Origin of the sequence: Mucilaginibacter sp. 22184 (genome assembly GCF_052045695.1) — a bacterium.
GTDB lineage: Bacteria > Bacteroidota > Bacteroidia > Sphingobacteriales > Sphingobacteriaceae > Mucilaginibacter.
In genome coordinates, this window is record NZ_JBQEPI010000004.1 from 129,531 (window position 1) to 154,899 (window position 25,369).

Annotated in this window: 15 protein-coding genes; 3 read left to right on the plus strand and 12 right to left on the minus strand. The window is 44.1% G+C overall.

Features of this window, described 5'->3' with window-relative positions:
- Window positions 1-61: 61 nt before the first annotated feature.
- Complete coding sequence (proS, locus tag ACTJKG_RS10485; protein WP_440739163.1) at window positions 62-1,534, minus strand: proline--tRNA ligase; 1,473 nt, start codon at window positions 1,532-1,534, stop codon at window positions 62-64.
- Window positions 1,535-1,637: 103 nt separating this feature from the next.
- On the opposite strand from proS, the gene ACTJKG_RS10490 reads away from it, so the two are divergent.
- Window positions 1,638-2,513, plus strand: a complete 876-nt coding sequence (locus ACTJKG_RS10490) for a hypothetical protein (protein ID WP_216650517.1) — start codon at window positions 1,638-1,640, stop codon at window positions 2,511-2,513.
- Between the two features lie 103 nt (window positions 2,514-2,616).
- Window positions 2,617-4,113 (plus strand): OmpP1/FadL family transporter, encoded by a 1,497-nt coding sequence (locus ACTJKG_RS10495; RefSeq protein ID WP_440739164.1) that lies wholly within the window; start codon window positions 2,617-2,619, stop codon window positions 4,111-4,113.
- Between the two features lie 322 nt (window positions 4,114-4,435).
- Here the strand turns inward: ACTJKG_RS10495 and ACTJKG_RS10500 are convergent, their stop codons facing one another.
- The 3 genes from ACTJKG_RS10500 to ACTJKG_RS10510 form a co-directional block, all read right to left on the minus strand.
- Window positions 4,436-7,033 carry a TonB-dependent receptor gene (locus ACTJKG_RS10500; protein WP_440739165.1) on the minus strand — a complete coding sequence of 866 codons (2,598 nt, stop codon included), beginning with the start codon at window positions 7,031-7,033 and terminating at the stop codon, window positions 4,436-4,438.
- A 113-nt stretch (window positions 7,034-7,146) separates the two neighbouring features.
- A complete protein-coding gene (locus ACTJKG_RS10505; RefSeq protein ID WP_440739166.1) occupies window positions 7,147-7,809 on the minus strand; it encodes a hypothetical protein in 663 nt (220 codons plus the stop codon).
- Window positions 7,810-8,131: 322 nt separating this feature from the next.
- Window positions 8,132-8,662 (minus strand): lipocalin family protein, encoded by a 531-nt coding sequence (locus ACTJKG_RS10510; protein ID WP_440739167.1) that lies wholly within the window; start codon window positions 8,660-8,662, stop codon window positions 8,132-8,134.
- Window positions 8,663-8,786: 124 nt separating this feature from the next.
- Between ACTJKG_RS10510 and ACTJKG_RS10515 the strand changes: the two genes are divergently transcribed.
- On the plus strand, window positions 8,787-9,590 hold the full coding sequence (locus ACTJKG_RS10515; RefSeq protein ID WP_440739168.1) for an SDR family oxidoreductase: 804 nt from the start codon (window positions 8,787-8,789) through the stop codon (window positions 9,588-9,590).
- A gap of 102 nt (window positions 9,591-9,692) precedes the next feature.
- Here the strand turns inward: ACTJKG_RS10515 and ACTJKG_RS10520 are convergent, their stop codons facing one another.
- From ACTJKG_RS10520 to ACTJKG_RS10555, 8 genes are all read right to left on the minus strand, one after another.
- Window positions 9,693-11,864: a GH92 family glycosyl hydrolase gene (locus tag ACTJKG_RS10520; RefSeq protein ID WP_440739169.1), complete on the minus strand. Its 2,172-nt coding sequence runs from the start codon at window positions 11,862-11,864 to the stop codon at window positions 9,693-9,695.
- Between the two features lie 11 nt (window positions 11,865-11,875).
- Window positions 11,876-14,155 (minus strand): beta-N-acetylhexosaminidase, encoded by a 2,280-nt coding sequence (locus tag ACTJKG_RS10525; protein WP_440739170.1) that lies wholly within the window; start codon window positions 14,153-14,155, stop codon window positions 11,876-11,878.
- A 14-nt stretch (window positions 14,156-14,169) separates the two neighbouring features.
- The gene (locus ACTJKG_RS10530; protein ID WP_172334601.1) at window positions 14,170-15,321 is read right to left on the minus strand and encodes an acyltransferase family protein; all 1,152 of its coding nucleotides are present in this window, start codon (window positions 15,319-15,321) and stop codon (window positions 14,170-14,172) included.
- Window positions 15,322-15,348: 27 nt separating this feature from the next.
- Window positions 15,349-18,138 (minus strand): alpha-L-rhamnosidase, encoded by a 2,790-nt coding sequence (locus ACTJKG_RS10535; protein WP_172334602.1) that lies wholly within the window; start codon window positions 18,136-18,138, stop codon window positions 15,349-15,351.
- A 271-nt stretch (window positions 18,139-18,409) separates the two neighbouring features.
- Window positions 18,410-19,906 carry a RagB/SusD family nutrient uptake outer membrane protein gene (locus tag ACTJKG_RS10540; RefSeq protein ID WP_440739171.1) on the minus strand — a complete coding sequence of 499 codons (1,497 nt, stop codon included), beginning with the start codon at window positions 19,904-19,906 and terminating at the stop codon, window positions 18,410-18,412.
- 90 nt (window positions 19,907-19,996) lie between these two features.
- A complete protein-coding gene (locus tag ACTJKG_RS10545; RefSeq protein WP_440739172.1) occupies window positions 19,997-23,059 on the minus strand; it encodes a SusC/RagA family TonB-linked outer membrane protein in 3,063 nt (1,020 codons plus the stop codon).
- Between the two features lie 568 nt (window positions 23,060-23,627).
- Window positions 23,628-24,248, minus strand: coding sequence for an alpha/beta hydrolase (locus ACTJKG_RS10550; protein WP_440739173.1), 621 nt, complete (start codon window positions 24,246-24,248; stop codon window positions 23,628-23,630).
- Between the two features lie 4 nt (window positions 24,249-24,252).
- Window positions 24,253-25,188, minus strand: a complete 936-nt coding sequence (locus tag ACTJKG_RS10555; protein WP_172334606.1) for a ring-cleaving dioxygenase — start codon at window positions 25,186-25,188, stop codon at window positions 24,253-24,255.
- Window positions 25,189-25,369 lie beyond the last annotated feature (181 nt).

A 25,369-nucleotide genomic window follows, 5' to 3' on the forward strand; every position in this document is an offset into this window, starting at 1 on the left:
TAGTAAAAAATAAATCACTCATAGCTATGGACTATCGACCATTGACTATGGACTTCCTCACCTAATACGCCCTTGCAAACAGTACCCGCTGTGTCGACGGTTTGCCGGTGAGGATACATTTGCCCGCTTCCTGTTTGTTATCCAAAGGTATGCAACGGATTGTCGCCTTAGTTTCCTCTTTTATCTTTTGTTCGGTTTCTGATGTGCCATCCCAGTGCGCGCTCAGGAAACCTGGCTGCTCATCCAGCATACGTTTAAACTCGTCCCAGGTATCCACTTCGATAGTATTTTCGGCCCGGAAATCGAACGCTTTTTTGTAGATGTTGTTCTGGATCTCTTCCAGCAGGCTTTCTATTTTCTGGGCCAAACCTTCCTGCGTAGTGGTTTCCTTGGTTTTGGTATCCCTGCGGGCCAGCTCAACAGTACCGTTCTGCATATCGCGGCTGCCGATGGCTACGCGCAAAGGCACGCCTTTCAGTTCGTATTCGGCAAATTTGGCTCCCGGACGGTGGGTATCGCGTTTATCAAATTTCACGGAAATACCTTTCGCTTTCAGCTCCTTGGTCAGGCCTGCTACGTAAGCGGCAATATTGTCCAGCTCTTCGTCGTGCTTGTAAATAGGCACAACTACTACTTGTATAGGCGCCAGTTTTGGTGGCAATACTAATCCGGCATCATCGGAGTGCGCCATGATCAGCGCGCCGATCAAACGGGTGGATACACCCCATGAAGTAGCCCAAACAAAATCCTGAACATTCTCTTTATTCGTAAATTTCACATCAAAAGCCTTGGCAAAGTTTTGCCCCAGGAAGTGTGATGTACCTGCCTGCAGGGCTTTACCATCCTGCATCAGGGCCTCAATACAATAGGTATCCAAAGCACCTGCAAAACGCTCATTGGCAGTTTTACGGCCTTTTACTACCGGCAGCGCCATCCAGTTTTCGGCAAAATCGGCATATACGTTCAGCATTTGCTCGGTTTCGGCAATGGCTTCTTCTGATGTAGCGTGGGCGGTGTGGCCTTCCTGCCATAAAAACTCGCTGGTACGCAGAAATAAACGGGTACGCATTTCCCAGCGCATCACGTTGGCCCATTGGTTTACCAGGATAGGCAGGTCGCGGTATGATTGTATCCAGCCCTTATATGTGTTCCAGATAATGGTTTCGGATGTGGGGCGGATGATCAGTTCTTCTTCAAGCTTAGCTTCTTCATCAACAATGATATTACCTGCACCATCGTTTTTTAAACGGTAATGAGTAACCACGGCGCATTCCTTGGCAAAACCATCCACGTGGCTGGCCTCTTTACTAAAAAATGATTTGGGTATCAGCAGCGGGAAATAGGCATTCACATGCCCGGTATCTTTAAACATCTGATCCAGTATGGCTTGTATCTTTTCCCATATCGAATACCCGTACGGCTTAATGATCATGCAGCCTCTAACCGGCGAATATTCGGCCATGTCAGATTTTATAATCAGGTCATTAAACCATTGCGAATAATCTTCGTCTTTACTAATAACACCTTTGCTCATATTGATTGGAATATATAATTTTTGACTTGTGCGAATATTGTATATTGCGCCAAATTTATAAATTAAAAAGTTATTTGAACTCGAACTTTTCACATACCTGCATATGAAACGGAACATTGCTATAGGAATTTTTCTGATCGGCGCCATGGCGTTGAGTTCCTGCTCCACCACAACCAAGCTTGTCAATCCGGAAACCAGTGATGATGTTTATTTTTCAAATGCAAAGGCGGGCGATGAACCTACTTATGCCGCGGCTGATAATTACAACCCCAACGTACAGCAAAACCAGGAATACCTGGATGACAACGATGATTATTTTTATTACGATGATTACGCGTCGCGCATTAACCGTTTCAACTACTTCTCTCCTTTTAGCTTTTATGACAATTTATACTACGGTTACAGCGATCCATATTATAACAATGGCTTTAATTTAGGCTTTAACTATGGCCCCTGGGGCTATGGCTACTCTCCTTACGGCTATGGTGGCTGGGGATTGGGTTATGGTTACAGTGGATGGGGTTATGGATATGGTGGCGGATACTGGGGCGGATATGGTGGCTATTACGGTGGCGGATATCCCGGCGGTTACTGGAGCAGCGGTTACTTTACCTCTGGCAGACCACGGCCTAACCGCGGACCAGGCATTCCATTTGGCAGTGGAGGAGGTGGGCGTGGTCCAATTGGCGTGCCCGGCAACGGCTTACCAGGCCGCACACAACCGGGCAGCGGCATAGGCTATATACCTGGCGGTCGCGGCACCAATAACAACTATTCGCGACCGGTCCGTACAGATGCCCGTCCATCGCGCCCGGGCTATCAACAAACCAATGCCGATAATGCCCGACCAGTACAGCAACCACAGTATCAACCGCAGGTTGATCGTTCCTCTTCGGCTCCTTCCAACAACTCTGGAGGTGGCTCCAGAAGTTCAGGCGGCGGTGGTGGTGGCGGTGGCGGCAGACCAAGCAGACCATAAATTTTATCAACCTGAAATTCCATGAAACGATCATGAGTATCGCTTTTAAAAAATGTACAATTGCTCATAATCATTTCATCACCCAAAAAAACCGATCACACCGATGAAAATAAAATACTTACTTAGTGTAATCGCTATAGTAGCTATTACCAAAAATAGTTTTGCGCAATACTCCCAGGACGTAGTCCGCTATTCAACCTTTCAAAATGGCTCTACATCACGTATCAAAGCCATTGGTAATGCCGGTACGGCTATAGGCGGCGATTTGAGCTCTATTAGCGGCAACCCCGCCGGTTTGGGCTTTTTCACCCACTCAGAATTTAGCATAACGCCCGAATTTAATGGTTCAAAAGTAAAATCCAATTATTTTGGGCAAGCCAATAATGCCAGCAAAAGCAGCGGCAATTTAAGCAATGCATCCATTGTGTATTATCAGCAACTTAACCGCCCAAAAGGGAGTGATAAAAGCAAGGGCTGGCTCAGCATCAATTATGGCGCAGGCTACAGCCGCACCAATAACTTTTATGAAAACATGGTTTACAACGGAAAAAACGCGGCCAACTCCATATCCGATTATTATGCAGGTACGGCCAATAACCATCCGGATGACCCACTCGCGCAAGCGGCCTATAGTGATCGTTTAATCGATAAGTTTGCCACCCCTCAGGGCTTTGATTTCGGCAGTACCATTAATGTCCCCGTAAACCAAACAGGCACCATTTCGCGGGTAGGCGGTCAATCGGAGTTTAATTTAGCTATGGGGGCCAATTACAGCAATAAATTATACCTGGGTGTGAGTGTGGCTATAACCGACCTCAGATATGATTATTCCCGTCAGTTTATTGAGGATGGCACCGCATCTATAATACCCAATGGGGGCGTTAATGGTGTTACAACCCCTTTCAGGTCTAACTACAGACAAAATCAGTCAACCAGGGGTTCGGGTGCTAACATTAAGCTGGGGATTATTTACAAACCCGTTGAAGCCGTACGTTTAGGTTTCACCTTCACCTCTCCTACCTTTTACAGTATCAACGATGTAACTACCGAAGGATTGGCCACTTCCATTAATGGAAGACCAAACCAGCCTTATAATTCAGGTAATTATGAACTAAACTACAATATGCGTACACCGCTTAAATTAACAGGCGGGGCCGCTTTTTTTATTGGCAAATATGGTTTTATCAGTGGTGATATAGACTATGTTGATTATAAAACGGCCCATATCAGTAGTATCCCAGATGCTGGCTATAGCAACATCCCTGACATAACAGACATTAAAGCTAACTATCGCTCTGCCGTTAACGTACGTGTGGGTGCCGAAGCCCGTGTAACCAGTATGTTTTATTTACGTGGTGGATACAGCCAGCAAGGTAGCCCGTTTAAAAATAATACCAGTGCAACAGATGTAAGCAGTGATATCAAAACGGTTAGCGGTGGTATAGGCATAAGATTTGGCCAATACTATGTGGATGCCACTTACGCACACGTTACCGGTTCCGAAGCTTTTTCACCGTATCTGATCAATAATGGCAACCCGACGGCTAATTTTAAAAAGACAAATGATAACGGCTTTTTGACTTTAGGATATCGGTTTTAATAAACATCCACAATGACCACCTATAGAATAATCGGTATAGTATTGATTGTTATAGCAATAGGGATGTTTTTTCTTGAGGCCTCCCTGTTTGCATATCAAGGCCCACCACTAAATCCAATTGTAAGTAAAATGGGAGAATATTCTTTCTTTTGGTGGTTGCCTACACTGATTGTGGGCCGAGGTCTGACCTTTGGCTCAAAAAAGAAGGATAGGTGATATGTAGCCAGTGATCGGTGTTATCGCCGTATCACTTTCCTACACTTATTCCGGCTATGAGATAAATGGTGCGGTGATAGCACCGACTATAAGCTTAATAGATTGATCATTTCAAATGTCCAAACTTACTTATTCTGTAGGTAAGGCTCAGCAGTACAAATTGGCTTAGATAGCTTGTTTTATTATTAACTATGCTATTATCTATAATACTTTGACTTATTTTATTCCCCTGGTTCAATATATCAGATGCTTGTAGTCTTAGCATCAGTTTTTGTTTTAAGAAAAAACAGGAGGCCGTCGCGTCAACAATAAATGGATTGTTTGCGCCAATATTAGTATATCCATGAATGAGGCTTTTACTTGCTGCAAGATTTAAGGTCACATTTTTAAAAAAGGTAACATTTTCATTTAGTGCAAACACCCATCTGGTCACGGTAGTAGTTAATCCTTCACCTATTATATAATGATTAAAACTTGCTGTATAATTAACAGATGCTTCGGTGTCGGTATGTTTAAGGGTATTAGTTATTTTAATAGTTTGTGAAAAATTACGGGAAAAATTAAACGCTTTGTTGTTGTCGGCATAAACTACCTGGCGGGCAAAGTTGGCATTTCCGTAAAAGCTGGTTTTTAAAGCAGCAGCAGAAATTTTTATTGGCATGGAATATCCATAACTGGCGTTGAGCTGGTATTCTCCACTGGCATTTAAAAAATGGGTTTCCCGCCTTAATAAATTCAAGGAATCCGTAATAATTAGCGAGTTGCTGACTATTTTGTTTTGGATAACTGATGCCGATAACGCTGCATTAATTATGCGACGAGAATGATTACCCCAATGCTGAAAGTTAAATTCTAATCGATTATTAAATGAGGTTTTTAGATTAGGGTTTCCAATAGTAATATTTTGTATATCCCGGATATCCGGCACAGGGTTCAATTCTTCAATTGAAGGAGCCTGGCTGTTACCAGAGTAGTTCGCTTCCCAGGTTGTGCTTGTACTGGGGTTGTAACTCAAAGTAAAAACTGGTGAGAAATTATATATAGCTTGTTTAATCTTATTTTCACTTCCTGGAGAAAAAGTCGATAACGAGTTCTTTTGTCCACTTATACCTTGCGTCAAGCTAAACTTCTGTCCGGTAAAACGGTAATTTATACTTATTTTTTGAGTTTGGGTTGTGTTCTCGAGATGTTGATTAAGTGAATCAAGCCCTAATCTCAAGAGAGATGGATATACATCGGTTAGCTGGATTGTTTTTTGTTTGTTTGTTGAAACCTCATAATCGAGATCAAGGCTGCTTCTGGATGTTAATGGTTGCACAAAAGATACAGTTAAGTCTGTTGCGTTAACCTTTAAAAATCTATTAGTTAAGGTATTAAATATGGAGTCGTTTTTAAGGCTGTCAACCGTATCATACTCTTTGATATTTCTGTTTACTTGCTCTGCGTTATTGTTGTTATTAGATTTATACTGAAAATTAATCATAATTAACGGCCCCCGTTTACTCAATTTTCTGCCTATTGTGGCATCAATATTTTGCATGGGGTTTTCACTTTTACTGTAACTACTTGAGACTAATTTTTGATTAATTAGGCCAGTTTGCAGAGAATTGGATGTAAAATTATCATTAGAGTTACTTTTAGACAAACTTAGGTTTAGTTTAATATATGTTTTTTTGTCTCGTTGATATTTTGAGTTAAGGTTAAATGAATGGGTATTATTTTCTGCAAATGAAGTGCTGTTAATATCATTTTTTATAGTACCCAAAGAATTTATAGTTTCTGAAAATGTACTGTTTTGGGCACTTGATTTGGAAACGTTTAAATTATAAAAAGCGCCAATTTTTAAATATTTACTAATATGATCGCTATAATTCAAACTAGCTTGATTTGAGTTATTTGAGCCAAGCACGTTTGATGCCGTCCTTAAATTTATTGAGCTTGAAATTTGTTTTGATTCTTTCCAATAATTGCCAATTGCATTTGTAGCTACCTGTTTGCCCGGCCCTCGACTGGCAGTTATATTTCCAAATATTCCATTATTTTTACCTGGTTGGGTTACCAAATTTAATAATTTATAAGACGGGCCTTTTTTAATACCTAAGAAAGCACCATCATCTCCAAAATCATTAATAATTTGAACTTTAGAAAATATGCCGGCGGGTAACTGCTTTATAAGTTCCCTGGTGTTTCCTGAAAAAAAATCCTCCCCATTTACACAGAGTTTATATATGACCTTCCCCCCTGAAGACAAATAACCATTTCTATCTATCTCTAAGCCAGGTAGTTTTTTAAGAAGATCTTCCATCAAATCATCATCATTTACCTCAAAAGAAGAAATGTTATACTCGATAGTGTCCCTTTTTAATACAACGGGGGGAGCCTTTTCTTTGATGACCACCTCTGCCAGCTGTTTCTCATCGGCGTTTAATTTAATTGGCTCTAAACTAAGTAATTGGGTATGATTTTCTATTAAAAACACAGCATTAAACCCTACAAACCCGACGTGGCTTATTTTTAATTGAAAACTACTATAAGAATTAGTCCTTTTAAAAATAAAACCGCCTTTTTCATCACTCCTGGTTTTTAAGGTATCAGAACCAATGATCAAAGCAATATTAGCATCACTTATTGGAGATGCCTTAGAATCTATTATAACCCCTTCTATCCTATACGTATTTTGGGCATACGCTGAATTTAATAACATGCATAGCGCAATCAATAAAACTACTTTGCAATACATATCATCAGTCACAATCAAAAAAAACACCACTGGCCAAAGCCGGTGGTGTTTTTTTTGATTCTTTCAGTGGTATTTTATTAATTTTTGTCTACATTGATATACGACACTTTCCCATCTAAACCATTATGCTCGTGATAGGTAACCTTTACATATTCATCTTCAAATGACTTCTGATAGCTGTTTATTTGATAAAAGTCTGTAGGAGGGATCGCTTTTTTTACAAGAATTTCAATCCAATCATCATCTGTTTGAGCAGAAGGGTTGTCATAAAATGTTATCAACCGCCCCGCAAACATGCCACTTATTTTCAGTGACCTGGTTTCGTCATTTGCCGGAGCCTTCGTATTTTCATATTCCAGGCCGTCATTTCCATGCACAATGAGGTGTAAGAACAGGTCACCCTCACTATATCGGAATCTTCCTTTAGCAGTTGCGTTATAAGGCAGCACGATGTCTCCATTGTCAACGATATCTCCTTGTGCAAAGTTCTCCTCATACAATATAATTTCAAGACCTTTATTTGTAGGATTACCATTTGGAATAAACTGACCGCGGATTAACGAAGCCGGGTCCGGGACATGTCTGCCGATGTCTCCTCCTCCTCCTCCTCCGGAACCTGGGTCGCCGCCTCGGGGTGGTGGAGTGTCGGTTCGAGGTGGTCTGGTTTGTGCGTTTGAGGCAGGTGCTAAACATAAATACAGCAGAGCTGCTAAAGTAAGTGTAAGTAATTTTTTGTACATGCGGATTATGATAAGTATAACTACAAAATTAGTTGGCAAATATAGAAAAACACTGCAATCTTGCAACATATATAATATATTTTTTATATATAATATATATTTTTTTATTTGAGAGGCATTTATAAACAATCGCTGTCAGTTTACACGCTGATTGGTGTTATCATCATACCAATTTCTACAGTTATTCTGGCTATAATATCATGGTGCGGTGATAACGCCTACCATAATCTGACTGATAAAAAAAGACGCATGTGATGCGTCTCTACAATACAAAACGTAGAGACGCATCACATGCGTCTTCTGCTAATAATACATTTATTTATTATATCCCAGACACATCAGTTATCTGGTCGGTTTTTACCAGTTTCCGTACGTCGAACCCTTTATTGGCAGCGCGTACCACCAGCTCATTATAAGTTTGCTCATCCAGCGTGGGCCGGCGGCTCAATATCCATAAACTACTGCGGTTGGGATTACCAACTACAGCATAGCTGTAATCTTTGGCCAGATCAATGATCCAGTATTTGCCCCTGAAAGGCCAAAAGAACTCTACGTCAAGTTTGGCGTTAGTACGATCGGTTACAAAGGCCCTTCCTTCTTTTACTTTCAGGTCGCCATCCTGGATACAACGGTTTTTGACGATGAGTGAACCGTTCTCGGCCAGTCCATACGTTGCCGATGTGCACATACAACCTTTTTCAAAAGCTTTTGGGAAGGCAGCTATTTCAAACCAGGTGCCTAAATATTTTTTTAGTTCTACGTATTTAACAGTTTCTAAAGGCTTACACCTGGCTTGCAGGGCCAACGCGGTTAAACCTAAAACCACAGATGTTGCTAAAATCTCTTTTTTCATACAACAACAACGATTATAGCCCTCAAAAAGTTTAATTCAAAAACGCATATTTAGTACAATTTCCTGCTTTAAATATTTAATTACCTTTACGCCAATTCATTAAAACGAAACTCCCGGACAAGCCATGGTGCAGAAGATGAACATCAGTATTTTAGGTTGCGGCTGGTATGGCCAGGCGCTGGCAAAGGCCCTGATCAATGTAAGCCATGCGGTGAAAGGTTCTACCACATCCCAACAAAAAATGGCAGCCCTGGCTGCTGATGGTATTGCCCCCTACCTGGTGAGCTTTTTACCCGGTGATGAACATTATGACGATTCATTTTTTACCTCCGATGTACTTTTTATCTGTATCCCCCCCAAAAGCAGGAGCGGCGAAGGACCCGGGTTTATTGATAAGGTACGGGGAATTATCAAGGCCATCAAAAAGCATAGTGTAAAAAAGGTGGTATTCATCAGTTCAACGGCGGTGTATGCTGATATAAACGCGGAGGTTGATGAGTTAAGTGATCCGCAACCCAATATAGAAGCAGGCAGGATATTACTACAAGCAGAAGATCTGTTCAGAGCCGAAAACACATTTAAAACCACAATTATCCGCTTTGCGGGATTGATCGGACCTGGGCGTGACCCAGGCAGGTTCTTTGCCGGTAAAAAAGATATTGCCAATGGCAGGGCACCGGTTAACCTTATTCACCTGGATGATTGTATCGGTTTGAGTATGGCTATACTTGACCGGCAGGCGTTTGGCTATTTGTTCAACGGCTGTTCTCCTCATCATCCGGCCAAGTCTGTGTTTTATACTAAAGCAGCTGTTAATTCGGGATTGGAAAAACCGGAATTTATTGATGAATTGAAGGAGTGGAAGATAGTGAAGAGTGTGCAGGTGGAGGAAGTTTTGGGATATCGGTATAAGATGAAGATTGATTAATATTTTGTAGAGACGCATAATTGCGTCTCCAGCCATGCATTTTCACAAACCATATTGGGATTGTCCTATAAGAGACGCAAATATGCGTCTCTTATAGGAAGATCATATCTTCGGTTTATCACCCATCACAAAAACCAACCTTCCGCCTTTTAAAATATCAAAGTGCCTGATATAATTTTTCAGATAAGGTTTACCATTCAGGCTGATGCTTTGCACGTATTTATTGGCCTTTGATAGCCCTTTGGCTTCGATAACAAAACTTTTGCCGTTAGTTACGCTAATGTTTACCCTGCTCAGTTGCGGCGCACCAAAAACGTAGCGGCCATCAGCAGGATTAACGGGATAAAAACCGAGGGCCGTAAAAATATACCAGGCCGACATTTGGCCGCAGTCATCATTGCCCGAAAGGCCATCGGGTTTGTTCTGGTAAAACTGATCGGCTATCTGGCGTACCAGGCGCTGGGTTTTATACGCTTGCCCGGCAAGCGCATACAGGTAGGCTACGTGATGATTGGGCTCATTACCATGGGCATACTGCCCTATCAAGCCGGTAACATCCAGCGTGGAACCTTTGCCAAATACTTTGGAGCTCATGCTGAACAACGAATCGAGCTTAGCGGTAAAAGGTTTATTCCCTCCCATCAGTTTGATCAACACAGGAATATCCTGCTGTACCGACCATACATATTGCCAGGCATTGCCCTCGGTATAATCGCCGCCGATAGCCAGCTGACCGCTATCCAGGTTGGCAAAGGGACGCACCCAATCGCCATTAGCTAAACGGCCCCGCATCAGGTTGGTCGATTTGTCAAACAGGTTCATATAATATTTTGATCGCTTGTTGAAATAATTATAATCGTCTGTTTTATGCAGGGATTTGGCCAGTTGCGCGGCGCACCAATCGTCATAAGCGGCTTCCAGCGTGCGGGAAACGGCCTCGCGTTTTACCGAGTCTGAAGGCAGGTAGCCGTAACGCGTATACGTATCCCAGTTATATTTAGGGTTTTTATGATTGGTAAGCGAAACTTTAATAGCGGCAAATGCCTGCTCCCGGTCAAATCCTTTAATGCCTTTTAGCGCGGCATCTACTATGGCGGGCACCGCGTGATTACCGATCATGGCATAGCTTTCCTTGCCCCATAAAGTCCACACGGGTAACAGTTTGGCGGTGGTGAAATGCTGCAGCATGGTCTCGATGATCTGCCCGTCTTTATCCGGACACATCAAAGTATAATATGGCTGCGCGGCCCGGTAAGTATCCCATAGCGAAAGGGTGGAGTAATATACCTTATCTGCCGATTGATGAACTTCACCATCCGCACCACGGTATCGCCCATCTGCATCGGCGATATTGTTAGGTTGGATGAGGGCGTGATAAATGCTGGTATAAAAGGCTGTTTTTTGAGCTCCGGTGCCTTCGGCTTTCATCCGGTTGAAATAGCTTTCCCAAACTTTGGAGGCCTCGGCTTTAACCTGGTCAAAAGTTTTGTTCAGTGTTTCGGCAGCCATGTTTTTGCGGGCACCATCGATGCTTACGCCCGATATGACCACTTTAACTTCGATGGTCTCGCCGGGTTGGGTATCAAAGTTGACTATCAAACGGCGATGATCCTCATCAATAAAATGCGAACCGGTAAAAGCCTTGCTAAACTGCGCGGTGAAATAAACCTTCTTCTCCACCCATTGGCTGCTGAAGGCATAACCGCTGACAGTCGTTTTTGAATCGATAGAGATGCTTCCTTCAGATACATGCTCTTTTAATTCCTCGGCGTTCTCTACCAGGCCACTCTGCATATCGATAAGCAGATGCGATTGCCCGGCTTTGTTAAAGGTGTAGCGGTGCAGGCCGGTGTGCGCGGAGGCAGTGAGTTGCACCTTGATGTCGTGATCATCCAGCTCCACTTCATAATAACCCGGCGAAGCTTTTTCCTTACGGTGTGAAAACCTGCTGACGAATTGTTGTGGCTCCTTTCCCTGGAATGGGAAGAACAGCACATCGCCCAGATCAACTCCGCCTGTGCCGCTTAAATGGGTATGAGCAAAGCCGGTGATGGTGCTATCTTCATAACGGTAACCCGACGAATAATGCCAGCCGAAGTTGCCGGTTTCCGGGCTCAGCTGCACCATACCAAACGGCACCGTAGCCCCTGGAAAGGTATGCCCTGTAGCGGAAGTGCCAATAAACGGATCAACATACTGGCTATAGCCCTGGGCATGAGCTGCAGCTATGATCAGGAATGCCACTACAGTTAAACTCCATTTTTTCTGCATCATACTGGTATGATCTATAAATGAAACAGGTACACCGCCGGATCAAGCAATTTACCGCCGGCATCTTTCAACGAAAATAAGGTTTGTTTGCTGTTAGCCTCAGTGGCGGTGTAATATCCGCTAAACTCATAAAAACCTTTTTTAAGATGGAGCACAGCTTTCTGCGGTTCTACATACCTGTTCTTTTCACCCCTGATCACCGGTTCATTATCCAGGTATAGGGTTGGACTTACCTCAAAGCCCGATGTCAGTTCGTAATCGCCCTCCGCATCAATCTTAATCATACCGCTGAATTTAACACAGGTGATGTCCCCATCAGTTACCGGCATTATCATGGGTGTGCCCGTTGTTATCACCATCATGCTAACCGGTGGAACCGCCTCCAGTTTGGCGTAGTTGATCTCTTTGGCTTTGAAAATCTTATAGCCCAAACCTGGTTTCAACTCTGCTGTATAAACTTCCCGGGACTTAATTTTCACATGTTTAATAATCGCACTTTGAAATATGTGCTGGGCGTTCAGGTTCCAGGTGGTAAAAGTTTTGAGCTGGATACTATCCTTAAGCGGAACATCAATATTTACAGGAAACGCCACGGGCCTGGCTGTGCTATCAGGCATTTTACCGTTGAGCGAGTATCGCACCTGCGCACCTGACAAAGGGTACTGCAGTGTTTGTTTAAATCGCTCGGCATTGGTAAAAACATGATCGACGCCAACAATATCGGGCAGGCGCGCGTTGAGGTTCCATAGTTTAAAATAAGGATACTGTTGTTTCATTTTGTACTCAAAACGGTCGATATTCTTATTCTCTTTGATGCTCCAGGCCAGTTCGGCGACGGCCAGCGCACGGGGGAACACCATGTATTCCAGGTGCGGGGCATTGGGTATCTTTTCAGTCCAGATGTTCCCTTGGGCTCCTAAAATATAAGCGGCTTCGGCGGGTGTCAGCTGGCTCGACTGCGGTTCATAGTTGTACACCATTTGCCAGGTAACCGGCGGGTTCCAGCCTATGGGTTCCAGTTGTTCATTGGCCTGTGGCGCGTCGAAATACATATAGGGCAGTGGCGTCATGATCACATGGTGATGCATACGGGCCGCTTCAATACCACCCTCTTCGCCCCGCCAGCTCATTACTGTTGCCGATTCGGCCAGGCCGCCCTGCAATATTTCGTCCCAGCCTACCAGCTTTTTGTTTTTGGAGATCAGGAATTTTTCAATGCGTTTAATAAAATAGCTTTGCACTTCCTTCTCATTCTTCAAACCTTCTTTCCGCATCAGGGCAACGGCTGTGGGGCTTTTGAGCCAATCGACCATCTCGGCTTCATCGCCACCAATGTGCACATACTGATTAGGGAATAGCGCGATCACCTCGGTCAACACATCTTCCATAAACTTAAAGGTATACTCGCTGGGGTCGAGCATGCGCACACGGTGTTTGGCGCCTGTGGAATCTTTACAACCCAACTCGGGATAAGCAAATATGGCTGCCTCACTATGACCCGGCATTTCAATCTCGGGCAAAATGGTCACAAACCGGTCCTGCGCATATTTGAGCACATCGCGGATCTCGGCTTTGGTATAAAAGCCATCGTTACCGCCATCAACCAGGTTATCCAGTTTCCGGAATTTCCCTTCTTTAGCATAGTAGGCTATTTTGGCGCCCATTTCGGTCAGTTTCGGGTATTTATCTATCTGGATGCGCCAACCTTCATCATCGGTTAAATGCCAGTGTAATACATTCAGCTTATAATGCGCCATAACATCGATGTATTTCTTCACCTCATCCACCGTAAAAAAATGGCGGCATACATCCAGGCTTAAACCACGCCACTGAAAACGAGGTTCATCGCTAATAGCACAAACGGGTATCTGCAAAGGCTTGATGCTAACCTGTGGCAGCAATTGGATAAGTGATTGCACCCCATAAAATATCCCGGCTCCTTTACCCGATACGGTTATTTTACCTGCGGTAACACTCAGCGCATACGCCCCGTCTGCTCCTTTCAGGTTACTGCTGATCAATCTTATACCCGTTGATGGGGGGATCTGGGCGTAAACCTTCAGCGCTAACTGTAGTTTATAATATTGTGCCAGGTAGCCTTGCAGGTATTTACCTATCGCGGCGCTTTCTTTGTCAACTCCGATAACAGCTTTTCTGTTCAACACAAAATCGCCTTTTTGCGTTGTTAAATGCAGCGGTTGCGGAATGACATGTATTTGAGCAGTTGTTGTTTTTGTATTTAAACCCAAACAGGTAATTACTAAAAGCAGATATATTTTGCTGAAACGAATCATAAAAGGATGTAGGTTTAAATTTTAACCGTGATATTTTTCCTGTATAGGATCCAAACTGGTATAAAGATGATGATCACGGTAAAGATAGCCGAAATAAGCGAGGCATTCTCTGGCGAAAAATTGGGCGTAAGCAGGTGAAAATACATGTACGACCAGATATTGGTCTTATGGCCGTTATCCTTAACCGGGATAATAGATATAATAGCAGGGATAACATCGGCCAGCACATAAGCCGCTATAGCATTGCGCCCAAAAGCCAGGAATGGCGGCAGCAGTTTTTTATAACCCTTTACATCGATGAACCAATAAGACACGGAGAGAATAATGATGGCCAGCCCTGCGGTAAATAATACAAAGGAGCTTGTCCACAAAGATTTATTGATGGGGAAAAACGTGTTCCAGATCAATCCGGCTACGGCCAGTAAAGCTCCCACATTCGTCAACCGGAGTATTTGACTGCCGGTTTTTAGTTTATCGCTTTTGAGCCAGATACCAGTAAGCACACCGATTAAACAGGTGCCGATAGCTGGGATCGTACCCAATAAACCCTCCGGATCCCAGGTTTTGGATGCACCCCAGAGATGATTCGGGGTAAATACCAGTCTATCGACCCAGGCACCCAGGTTGGTTTCGGGGTTAAGGCTGGCAGGCCCGAAACCAGGCACAGGCACCAGTGTCATGAGCAGGTAATAGCCAACTAAACAAATGGCGGCAATAATTATCTGCGTACGGGTATTGGTTTTAATGTACAACACCGCGGTAATGCCAAAAACGATACCAATACGCTGCAGCACGCCGGGAAAACGCAAATGGCTGAACTGAAAATCGCCAATGAGCGGTAGGCAGATCCCCAGCAATACAATAATGACGGTACGGCGCAAGATGGACAGCATCAGCTTAGGATGTGCCGTAGTGTCGGTTTTTTTGGCCTGCATGGCATAAACAATGGATACGCCCACCATAAATAAAAAGAAGGGAAAAACCAGGTCGGTTGGGGTGCAGCCATTCCATTTGGAATGCTCCAGTGGCCAGTAAATATGGCTCCAGTCGCCGGGATCGTTTACCAGTATCATAGCCGCTACGGTAAATCCCCTGAAAAAATCGAGCGAAAGTAAGCGCGGGCGACTGATACTGGTGGCCTTATCGCCAACGATGGTGTTTGCCATATTTTTATTCTCTGTTGATCAACAACCTTAATTCACGTGCTTGCCAAAAGTTTTCAGCGTATATACAAAATGGTAGGTACCCGAGCCAATATTTAAATGCTCATCGTTACCTATTTTTTGGATTCCGGTAATTTCCTTTATGGTATTGATATCGAGGCCGCCTTCGGTGATCTGATCGGTTACGGATGGCAGCACGATCTCGGCAGTGGTATTGGGCGGCACAATTACGTCTAAGGTAAATATACCATTATCAATGCTCCATGCCGATTTTACTTTGCCATATAAAGTTTCCAGCTCGGCCTGGGCACTGGTCAGTTTGCCGCCCGGATGCGGCGAAATAATGATCTTATGAAAACCCGGTGAATTTTCGTCGGTATTGATACCTGCTATCACCCGGTACATCCAATCGCCAATGGCGCCATAAGCATAGTGGTTAAACGAGTTCATTTCCGGGTCTTCAAAACTGCCATCGGGCTTGATGCCGTCCCAGCGCTCCCAAATGGTGGTAGCGCCGTGTTTTACCGGGTACAGCCATGATGGGTACGACTCCTTCATCAGCAGGTCATAAGCGATATCGGTATGGCCAAAACGACTCAGTACATGGCAAATATAGGGTGTACCCAAAAAGCCAGTGGTGATATGTTCGTCATAATCCTGTATGTTGTTAACCAACCTTTTTGCCGCCGATTCCCTTAAATTCTCGGGCAGCAGATCAAAGCTCAGGGCCAGTACATAAGAAGTTTGCGTACCGGATATCATCCGGCCATTGGGTGTAACATACTCGCTTTGGAACGCTTTTTTGATATTGTACAGCAGTTGGGTGTATTTCTGCACGTCATCACCCCTTTGCAAAATTCTGGCCGCGTTGATCAATAACTGGGTCGAATAGGCGTAAAATGCCTGTGCTATCAGGTTTTTATCGGTAAGCGCGGCGCCATCAGCATAATTGGTTCCGGCGTAAAAGAGCCAGTCGCCAAAGTGGTTACCGGTATCCCAAAGATAATTGCGGCTATGCATCTGTATATAGCCTACCCAGGCTTTCATACTTTCATATTGTTGTTGCAGCACCTGCTTATCGCCATAGGCCAGGTAAATAGTCCAGGGTGCAATGGTGGCTACATCGCTCCAACCCGAAGCTGCCGACGAGACGCTATCCAACACATTGGGTATCACATAAGGCACAGCCCCATCTTTATGCTGATCGGCCGAAAGATCTTTTAGCCATTTGGTAAAAAAGCCGGCCACATCCATGTTGAAGGTGGCGGTACGAGCAAAGGCCTGTGCATCGCCGGTCCAGCCCATGCGTTCATCACGCTGCGGGCAGTCCGTTGGTACATCCACAAAGTTGCCTTTTTGCCCCCACTGTATGTTATGCTGCAGCTGATTAACTAATGGATTTGAAGTGGAGAACTTACCCGTTTGCGCCATATCGGAGTATACGGCATAGGCGGCCACGTTGGTAGAGTCAAGCGGACCATTATAGCCCACCACTTTCAGATACCGGAACCCCTGGAAAGTAAAATGCGGCTCGTAGCTTTCGGCGCTATCACTTTTAAATACGTAGGTGATCTCCTGTTTAGCGGTTCGCAGGTTTTTGGTGTAAAAATTTCCTTTCTGATCAAGCACCTCGGCATGAAAAAGGTGGATGGTATCGCCGGTTTTGGCTTTCAGCTTAAATTGCACCCAGCCTACCAGGTTTTGTCCAAAGTCGATCACTTTTTCGCCGGCAGGTGTGGTTAACACTTTGAGCGGCAAAAACTTCTCATGTTTTTTTACCGTTGGGCCGATGGTGGTGATGAGGTTACTTTTGATGCTTTCATCCGTTTTTACGGTATCCCAGGTGGCATCCTTATACAAAGGATCCGTCCATCCGTTCTTTTCCTTGCGGGCATCATACACTTCACCATCAAAAAATGAGGATGAGCGGATAGGGCCATAAGCCACCTTCCAGCTTTTGTCTGAGGTGATGGTTTCGCGTTTGCCGTTGGTATAAACTATCTCGAGCTGATAGAGCAGGGCCAGTTTTTTGCCGTAAACATTCTTTCTGCGATTGTAAGTATAGCCCCGGTACCAACCATCGCCAATGGTTACACCTGTGGCATTATCCCCCCTCCGGAGCAGCGAGGTAACATCATATACCTGGTATTGCAGGCGTTTGTTATAGCTTGTCCAACCGGGAGCAAAATAATCATTGCCCACCCGCTTACCGTTTATCTGCGCTTCAAATACGCCATGCGCGGTGATATATAAATGTGCAGCACGTATTTTATGATCAAGCTTAAATGCTTTTCGGAACATAGGGCTCGGGCCGCCGGTAGTATCAGACAGATAATTATCCTGGATCCATTTGGCCGACCAATCCTCCTGCTTCAGTAAACCCATTTTCCAGTAGTTCACCATGCTCCAGGGTGTTACCTGGTTTTTATTGTTCCATACCCGCACCTGCCAGTAGCACTTTTCGCGCGAGGTAAGCATCGGACCGCCATAATACACATGCGCCGACTCATCCGAAGGCACCTTGCCCGAGGTCCAGATGAGGTCTTTACCCTTGGTTAATGATACCGCATTGGTACCCACCCTTATCTCGTAATAAGTTTGTTGTATGTTACGGTCTTGTGTGATCAGTTTCCAGCTCATGCGTGGGTTGGCCGCGTCAACAGCTATGGGGTTAACCTTATACTCACATATTAAATTATCAACCCTGAAAGTCACAGGCGCATTTTGAACCTGTGCAAAGCCCTGGCGACAAATAAAAAATAATATAACGGTACTCAGGTATACTTTTTTGAGCAGGCCTGTTTGGGCTATGTAATTCATGCTACTAAATATAGCTTAAGAACGGTTTTTGTTTGTATATATCTCATATTTTTTAACCGTAAAAGTAAATATGATGTTACAGAGAGATTCAAGATAATAAGAGTCAGGAATCAAGACTTCGAAATCAGGAGTCAAGGATCAAGATACAAGAATCGGGACAAAAGCCCAAACCATCTTGTTATTTATTTTCCTGCCTGACTCTTGATTCTTATATCTTCACTACAATTTTCCATCTCTTGATTCCTGACTCTTATTATCTTGACTCTCTTTCTCAATGTCCCAGCTGCCCCTGGGTTAACGGATATTGGAAAAGCAGGCGAATATTGGTATATGCTACCGAATTAATATTCCAATACGGCTTTTTAATTTCCTTTTCCCGGGCACCATGGGCCGTCATCACCGCTACAGCCTTGCCGGTACGCAGGAGGTCAAACCAGCGGTGGTTTTCGAAACACAGCTCAATTTGCCTTTCATGCGCTACCGCCGTGCGAAAATCTTCCTGGCTGGCCACGTTTAATGTGGCATCGGCATTACCCGCGGTTTTATCTGGTAGGCCTGCCCGTTCCCTCACCAGGTTTAAATATCTGAAAGCATCACCTCCACCTGAAAAACCCTGTTCATTGAGGCATTCGGCCAGCATGAGGTAAACATCGGCATAGCGATAAACCGGGAAATTATTGCCGGTTATGCCTTTAACAGCGCCTACACTCTGGTATTTTTTAATATAAGGCATGGTGATACCATATTGATCAGATGTAAATGTTTCATCAACAGAGGCTGCCCGTCTTTTATCATCAGGCTCATAAGCATCCAACAGATCCTGTGTAGGGATATTCCAGCCGTTTTGCGCGCCATTATCCAGGGTGTGTCCGGTTACAGAATCATCATATACATCCCAGGGGGCAAACGTATCGATAAAATCACTCCCCAGCCCGTTTGGCCCTTCGATATATTGGATCTCAAATATCGATTCGGGGCCATTCTCTTTATTGATATCAAAATTATCGGCATAGTTGGCATTCAGGCTATACACATTGGAGCTAATAATACTGCGCAGTAAAGGTACTGCCAGATCAAATTTTTTCTGGGTCATGTATACCTCAGCCAGCAAGGTTTGGGCAGTGCCTTTGGTTACCCTGCCTTTATTACCCAAGCCCGCATAACTAAGTGGTAATTTAGCTATAGCGTCATTGGCATCGGCAATTATCTGGGTGTATATATCGGCGGCATGGGCTTTGGTTGCTACTTTATAAGCATCGCTTACCGATTGCTGTTCAGTTAATACCAGGGGCACATCGCCAAACATGCGCACCAGGTTAAAATAATTAAATGCACGTAAAAAACTAGCTTGCCCGCTTATAGTATCTGCCACGGCTGGAGGCAGCTTGGCAGCAGGCAAACGAGCCAGAATTACGTTACACCTACCTATTCCTGTAAAACTTGAGCTAAAAAAAGCACCAACCATATCATTATTATCCAACTCCCTGAATTCATCAATTTCTTCTTTATTAACACCTGACCTATCGTCGGGATCAAATTCATACGATGTATTATCAGATCGCATTTCGCCCATGGCCCAAAAAGAACCTGTGTACAAGCCTTGCAAAGGTGCATAAGCCCCGTTAACAGCCTGCGTAAACTGGGCCGGTGTTTTATAAAAATTAGTATTGTTTTCGTAATCGGTGGGTTGAAGGGAAAGGTAATCCTTTTTACAGCCGGCTACACCCGCAGCGGTAAGGATCAAAAAAAGATATATGTATTTTTTCATGTCTTCGGTTATTTGTTTATCCGTTTATCGGTTCATTAGTTCATTGGCTTACAGATCCTTACTCTTTGCTCCAAGAATCCTTATTCCTCACTAAAAGGTTACATTACAACCTATGGTATATACAGCAGAGATTGGGTAACCTGTAAAATTCACATTTGGCGAAAGTGACCTGTTACCATCCTGCCCTTCAATGCCTACTTCGGGGCTACCGCCTCTGTAACCGGTTATCAGGATAGCATTCTGCGCGCTGAAATAAACCCTGAAATTTTTGCTGAACTTAGTCTTGAAATTGTACCCCAGATCGATATTCTTAACCATGAGGTAAGAGTTGCTCTCGACCCAATAGGAAGGGTATTTATCACGGGCCAGATCTGTATTAACAACCGTGGTTGGCAAAAGCCCTGCACCCGGCTGCTGTTCGGATCGCCAGCGTTGCATAACAGATTGCTCTACATTAAATACGCCATCCAGGTTGGTGGTGAACTGCTTGTATACATCAAATATGTGCCCGCCCACTGAACCGGCCGAAATAATGTTCATATCAAAATTTCTGTATGACAGGTGATTGTTAAAACCGAAAGTAAATTTTGGCCAGGGATTACCGATAGTGGTTTGATCCTTACCGTCAATCACTCCGTCGCCATTTACATCCTTGTAGCGGATGGTGCCTACTGCTTGTCCGTCAAAATGCGGATATTTATCCAGCTCTGCCTGGTTTTGGAAAATGCCTTCAAAAATGTATCCGTAAAATTGTCCGAGCGGCAAGCCAACCTTAGTTATATTAGTTGGATTATCATTGGGCGGAGCATCATATATCTGCTGGGTTGGGCCCAGGCTCAATACCTTGTTACGGTTAAAGGATATATTCATATCGGTGCTCCAGTTAAATCCGCTGCCGATGATATTTTTAGTGGTTAAAGTAAACTCCCAGCCCCGGTTGCGCACGTTACCCACATTGGTTAGGGCATTATCATAACCGGAAGCTATAGGCAGCGGAATATATTGCAGCATGCGTTGTGTGTAACGGTTATAATATTCGGCTATTAAATAAATACGGCCTTTGATAAGGGAGATATCCATGCCAATATCCAGCTGGCGCGTGGTTTCCCATCCAAGCTGTTGATTTCCAAGAGATGTTATAGATTTTCCTGGAGCCAGCGACCCTCCAAACGTATAATTAGTGGATTCAATCGGAGGGAAAAAATCATAGTTACCTACATTGTTATTACCGGCAAGGCCATAACTGGCCGTAAATTTCAATTGATCAATAAACCCTGTTTTGGGAAAAAATGATTCATCAGAGACACGCCAGCCTCCGGATACGGATGGAAACGTACCCCATTGATGTCCTTGGGCAAACCGGCTCGAACCGTCGCGCCGGATAGACGCACTTAACAAGTACTTATCCTTATAGGCATAGTTTACACGGGCTATCAATGATAACAGGCGCCACGATTGATCGGTATTATTATCCGGCGGGGCGGTAATGGTAGTAGCAGCTCTGATCGACCGAACTACATCATCCGGAAAATCGGTACCAAAAACAAAGCGGTTGTGATCTGTTTCCTGTTGGATAGAGTAATCGCCAAATGCGGTTAATGTATGATTGCCCCATGTTTTTTTATAATTAATGGAGTTTTCATTTAGCCAGTTAAAAGAGTTTACCGAGGTAGAGGATGCAATAGCTTTTGCCTGAGTTCCATCGACATTATGGTTATTGAAGGCTCCCAGGAACGATGGCCGGAAATAATCCTGTGATTTGGTTTGATAATCAACACCAAAAGTCGACCTCAGGGTTAAACCCGGGATGATCCGCCACTCTGCATAGGTATTGGCAAGCCCTCTGAATTCGTTACGTTTATTGGTAGTATTCACCAGCTCACTTACCGGGTTGGCGTTCTGGAAGGTACCCGGCGAACCTACCACATTGGTATAGGAGCCATCGGGTTGTTTTACCGGAATAAGCGGACTTTCCAGGTAAGCCTGACTCAAAACGGCTGAAAGGAAGTGCCCATCTGTTTCCTGCAGATCCCTAAGGCTATAGGTAGGCGCGATGCTTAAGCCAACGGTTACGTTTTTGGCCACATCGGCATCTATAACTCCCTTTAAGGAGTATCTTTTAAATCCGGTATTCAATACCGTACCCCGCTGATCAAAATAGCCCAATGAAAACAGCGACCGTGCTTTTTCGGTACCATTAGCTATGGTAACATCATAATTTTGCATGGGCGCTACACGGGTAACCGCATCAAACCAATCGGTACCTTTGCCCAGCGATGCCGGATTTTTATATTCATCCGGTATCGGATTATTAGTACCATTGGCCTTGTTGGCATCTTCTATCGCTTCTGTACGCCATTGCGCGAATTGAGAAGCCGTCATCATTTTAAGTTTGCTTTTAGGCAATACGGTCTGGATGCCGGTAGATGTATTTACCGTAACTGTTGATTCGCCCTTCTTAGCCCTCTTAGTGGTGATCAGGATAACGCCATTCGCACCGCGCGAACCGTATATGGCTGTTGAAGCCGCGTCTTTTAGTACGCTGATGTTCTCGATATCATCGGGGTTAATGGTACTCAGCGGATTGGAATACTGATCAAAGCCCGGCGAGATCGGGAAGCCATCCACCACATACAGCGGATCATCACCCGCACCTACCGAACCCGCGCCCCGGATATTAACGGATACGCCACCACCCGGAGTACCGGTTACCTGGTTCACAGTTACACCGGCCAGCTGCCCGGCCAGTTTCAGATCGGCACTGGCAGCTTTGATCTCTTTGATATTACTCATTTTAACCGTCCCTACCGCTCCTGTTACATCTTTTCGTTCCTGGTTACCGTAGCCTACTACCACTACTTCATGCAGCTGGGTTTTATCTTCTTCCAGCACTATATCAATAGCGGTACGTTTATTTACAGGCTCTTCTTTAGTTCTGAAACCTACAAAGCTGAACACCAGCACGGCGTTATCATCAGCCTGTAAGCTAAATTTACCGTCGACACTGGTAGTGGCGCCAATGCTTGTTCCCTTTATCTTCACGTTAACACCCGGCAATGGCTGCCCTTGTGCATCCTTTACCTGACCTGTTATGGTTATGGGTTCTGAAGAATCCCCTATGAAATTTTTGGCCCTAAGCTGTAAACAGCCCATGATGATTAATAAACCCGTTAGTTTTAAAACTAAAAATAGCTTGGAGGTTGTTGTCCGGGGCGCATATAATACCCTACTCGTAAAGTTTAATTGCATACCTTGGTTGTGTTTGGTTAATGTTTCTGTTAATGAAATTCTGTCGAGCCGGTTTGGCTCATCTGCATCAAAAAGTGTTACCTACTTCACTTTTTGTAAACGACTGTTAAGTTGTCGTGATGGTGATTTTGTTGATGTTTGTCCATAGTTTTATATTTCGGTTTGGTTTGGTTTTGATAGTGATACAATACTGTTTTTAGAGCTCATCATATGAAATGATAAACTGCAAATACTTCACAATAAAGATTAATTTGAGCGGTCAGTCTGCAAATAACCTGTATAACAAACAGTTATAAGACCAACAAAATATATAGGAATTGGTTGTATTAAATTGAAATAAATTTAAGCTTAACTTAAACTATATTACATAACAAGCAAAGCTATTTGCTGTACAAAGGGGTTTTCAGTATTATTTATAAACAAAAAAGAGGTACTTTTCAGCACCTCCTTTGATTATTCTCATCTAAATTATTTACTCCAGTAGCTTATTAGCCAGATCAAGTTCTGCACCAGAGATGGTATGCTGCCGGCCCTTATAGATCTCTTTGGTAACATTGGCATTAAGCTTTTCAAGAAGGCTCACCGTCTCATTCACCCGACTTACGGGTACATGAGGATCAGGATCGCCGGTGGTGATCAATACGGTGGTTTGATCAAAATCGCCTTTATAGTTTTCATCGATCAACTTTTCACCTATCAATCCACCGGTGAAAGCTATTACACCACCATATTTACCGGCATTACGGGATACATACTCCAGCGTTAAACACGCCCCCTGCGAAAAACCGAGGAAATAGATATTTTCCTGTGCTATACCCTGCTGTTTAATATCCTCCACCAAACTGCTTATCACCTCCAGTGCCGAATCCAATGCAGGCTGATTATTACTCACCGGCGCCATAAAGCTATAGGGGTACCAGCTATGTTCGGTAGCCTGCGGCGCAAAAATGGCATAACCATCCAGTTGCAGGTGATCTTTTAAGGTGAGGATGCTCACTGCCGATGCACCGCGCCCATGCACCATGATCATGGCCTTTTTGGCCTCACCTGCAGGCAATCCCGCTGTAACTATCTGTTTACGATGCGTGTACATAATTTTATATTAATGAAGGTAACGATTTTTCCAGATCCTCGCGAATGTTCTCATACTGTGCAGGTAGTTTTAAACCGCTGCCCAATTGGTCTACCGGTTCATCAACCGAAAAACCAGGGTTATCGGTAGCCAGCTCGAACAATACACCACCCGGTTCGCGGAAATACAATGAGTAAAAATAATTCCTGTCGATCTTATCGGTTATGTGTAAACCCAGTGCGGCTATCTTTTCGCGGTATTGCATCAATATCTCCTCGTTTTTAACCCGGAATGCCACGTGGTGCACGGAGCCTCCTGCAACATGTCCTGCAACTTCTCCGGCTACTTCAACCAGGTCAACTATCGCCGCGTTATCTACCGCGTCGGTCACAAACCTAAAGCGGTTCACATGCTGCTCCAGTAATTTATAACCAAAAACATCAGTTAATATTTTAGCGGTAGCATCCATTTTATTGGTAGTGATGGTAATGTTGTGAAAACCACGGGTAGCATTTTCTGTTTTCACTTCTGCTGTTTCCCAGGGCAGCCTGTTATCGGCAGTTTTAGGTACTATGAGCTCCAGTTTTAAGCCGTCCGGATCCAATAAAGTGAGATATTGCTCGCCAAATTTTTCGGCCGGTTTGTTATATAGTACGTTGTTAGCATCCAATCTTTTCAACCAAAAATCCAAACTACCTTCGGGTACGCTGTAGCCAATTTCAGTTGCCTGACGTGCGCCTCTTCTACCCGCGGTAATGCCTTCCCATGGGAAAAAAGTAAGGATGGTTCCAGGTGTACCAAACTTATCGCCATAATACAGGTGATAGGTTTGCGGATCATCAAAGTTCACCGTTTTTTTAACCAACCTTAAACCCAAAACACGGGTATAAAAATCATAGTTCTTTTTGGCGTTGCCTGCAATAGCAGTTATGTGGTGAATGCCGTTTATTGTATTTTCCATTATCTTCCTTTCGTGATCAAAAATTAATAATTGTTTTAATTCATGATTCAAAGTTACCGCGTAAAATAGGGTTTACACTTGATGTAGGATAAGAAATGAAGGGGCTTGGGGATTTTGGGAGTAAGGGATAACCCACGCGTCATTGCGAGCGCAGCGTGGCAATCCCCGATTTGTAGAGCCG

Excerpts from the sequence above, each read along its gene's own strand:
- ACTJKG_RS10495 (WP_440739164.1), top strand. The coding sequence starts at position 2,617 with ATGAAAATAAAATACTTACTTAGTGTAATCGCTATAGTAGCTATTACC.
- ACTJKG_RS10520 (WP_440739169.1), bottom strand. The coding sequence starts at position 11,864 with ATGATGCAGAAAAAATGGAGTTTAACTGTAGTGGCATTCCTGATCATA.
- ACTJKG_RS10515 (WP_440739168.1), top strand. The coding sequence starts at position 8,787 with ATGGTGCAGAAGATGAACATCAGTATTTTAGGTTGCGGCTGGTATGGC.
- ACTJKG_RS10500 (WP_440739165.1), bottom strand. The coding sequence starts at position 7,033 with ATGTTATTAAATTCAGCGTATGCCCAAAATACGTATAGGATAGAAGGG.
- proS (WP_440739163.1), bottom strand. The coding sequence starts at position 1,534 with ATGAGCAAAGGTGTTATTAGTAAAGACGAAGATTATTCGCAATGGTTT.
- ACTJKG_RS10535 (WP_172334602.1), bottom strand. The coding sequence starts at position 18,138 with ATGAATTACATAGCCCAAACAGGCCTGCTCAAAAAAGTATACCTGAGT.
- ACTJKG_RS10525 (WP_440739170.1), bottom strand. The coding sequence starts at position 14,155 with ATGATTCGTTTCAGCAAAATATATCTGCTTTTAGTAATTACCTGTTTG.
- ACTJKG_RS10505 (WP_440739166.1), bottom strand. The coding sequence starts at position 7,809 with ATGTACAAAAAATTACTTACACTTACTTTAGCAGCTCTGCTGTATTTA.
- ACTJKG_RS10555 (WP_172334606.1), bottom strand. The coding sequence starts at position 25,188 with ATGGAAAATACAATAAACGGCATTCACCACATAACTGCTATTGCAGGC.
- ACTJKG_RS10490 (WP_216650517.1), top strand. The coding sequence starts at position 1,638 with ATGAAACGGAACATTGCTATAGGAATTTTTCTGATCGGCGCCATGGCG.
- ACTJKG_RS10510 (WP_440739167.1), bottom strand. The coding sequence starts at position 8,662 with ATGAAAAAAGAGATTTTAGCAACATCTGTGGTTTTAGGTTTAACCGCG.
- ACTJKG_RS10540 (WP_440739171.1), bottom strand. The coding sequence starts at position 19,906 with ATGAAAAAATACATATATCTTTTTTTGATCCTTACCGCTGCGGGTGTA.
- ACTJKG_RS10550 (WP_440739173.1), bottom strand. The coding sequence starts at position 24,248 with ATGTACACGCATCGTAAACAGATAGTTACAGCGGGATTGCCTGCAGGT.
- ACTJKG_RS10545 (WP_440739172.1), bottom strand. The coding sequence starts at position 23,059 with ATGGGCTGTTTACAGCTTAGGGCCAAAAATTTCATAGGGGATTCTTCA.
- ACTJKG_RS10530 (WP_172334601.1), bottom strand. The coding sequence starts at position 15,321 with ATGGCAAACACCATCGTTGGCGATAAGGCCACCAGTATCAGTCGCCCG.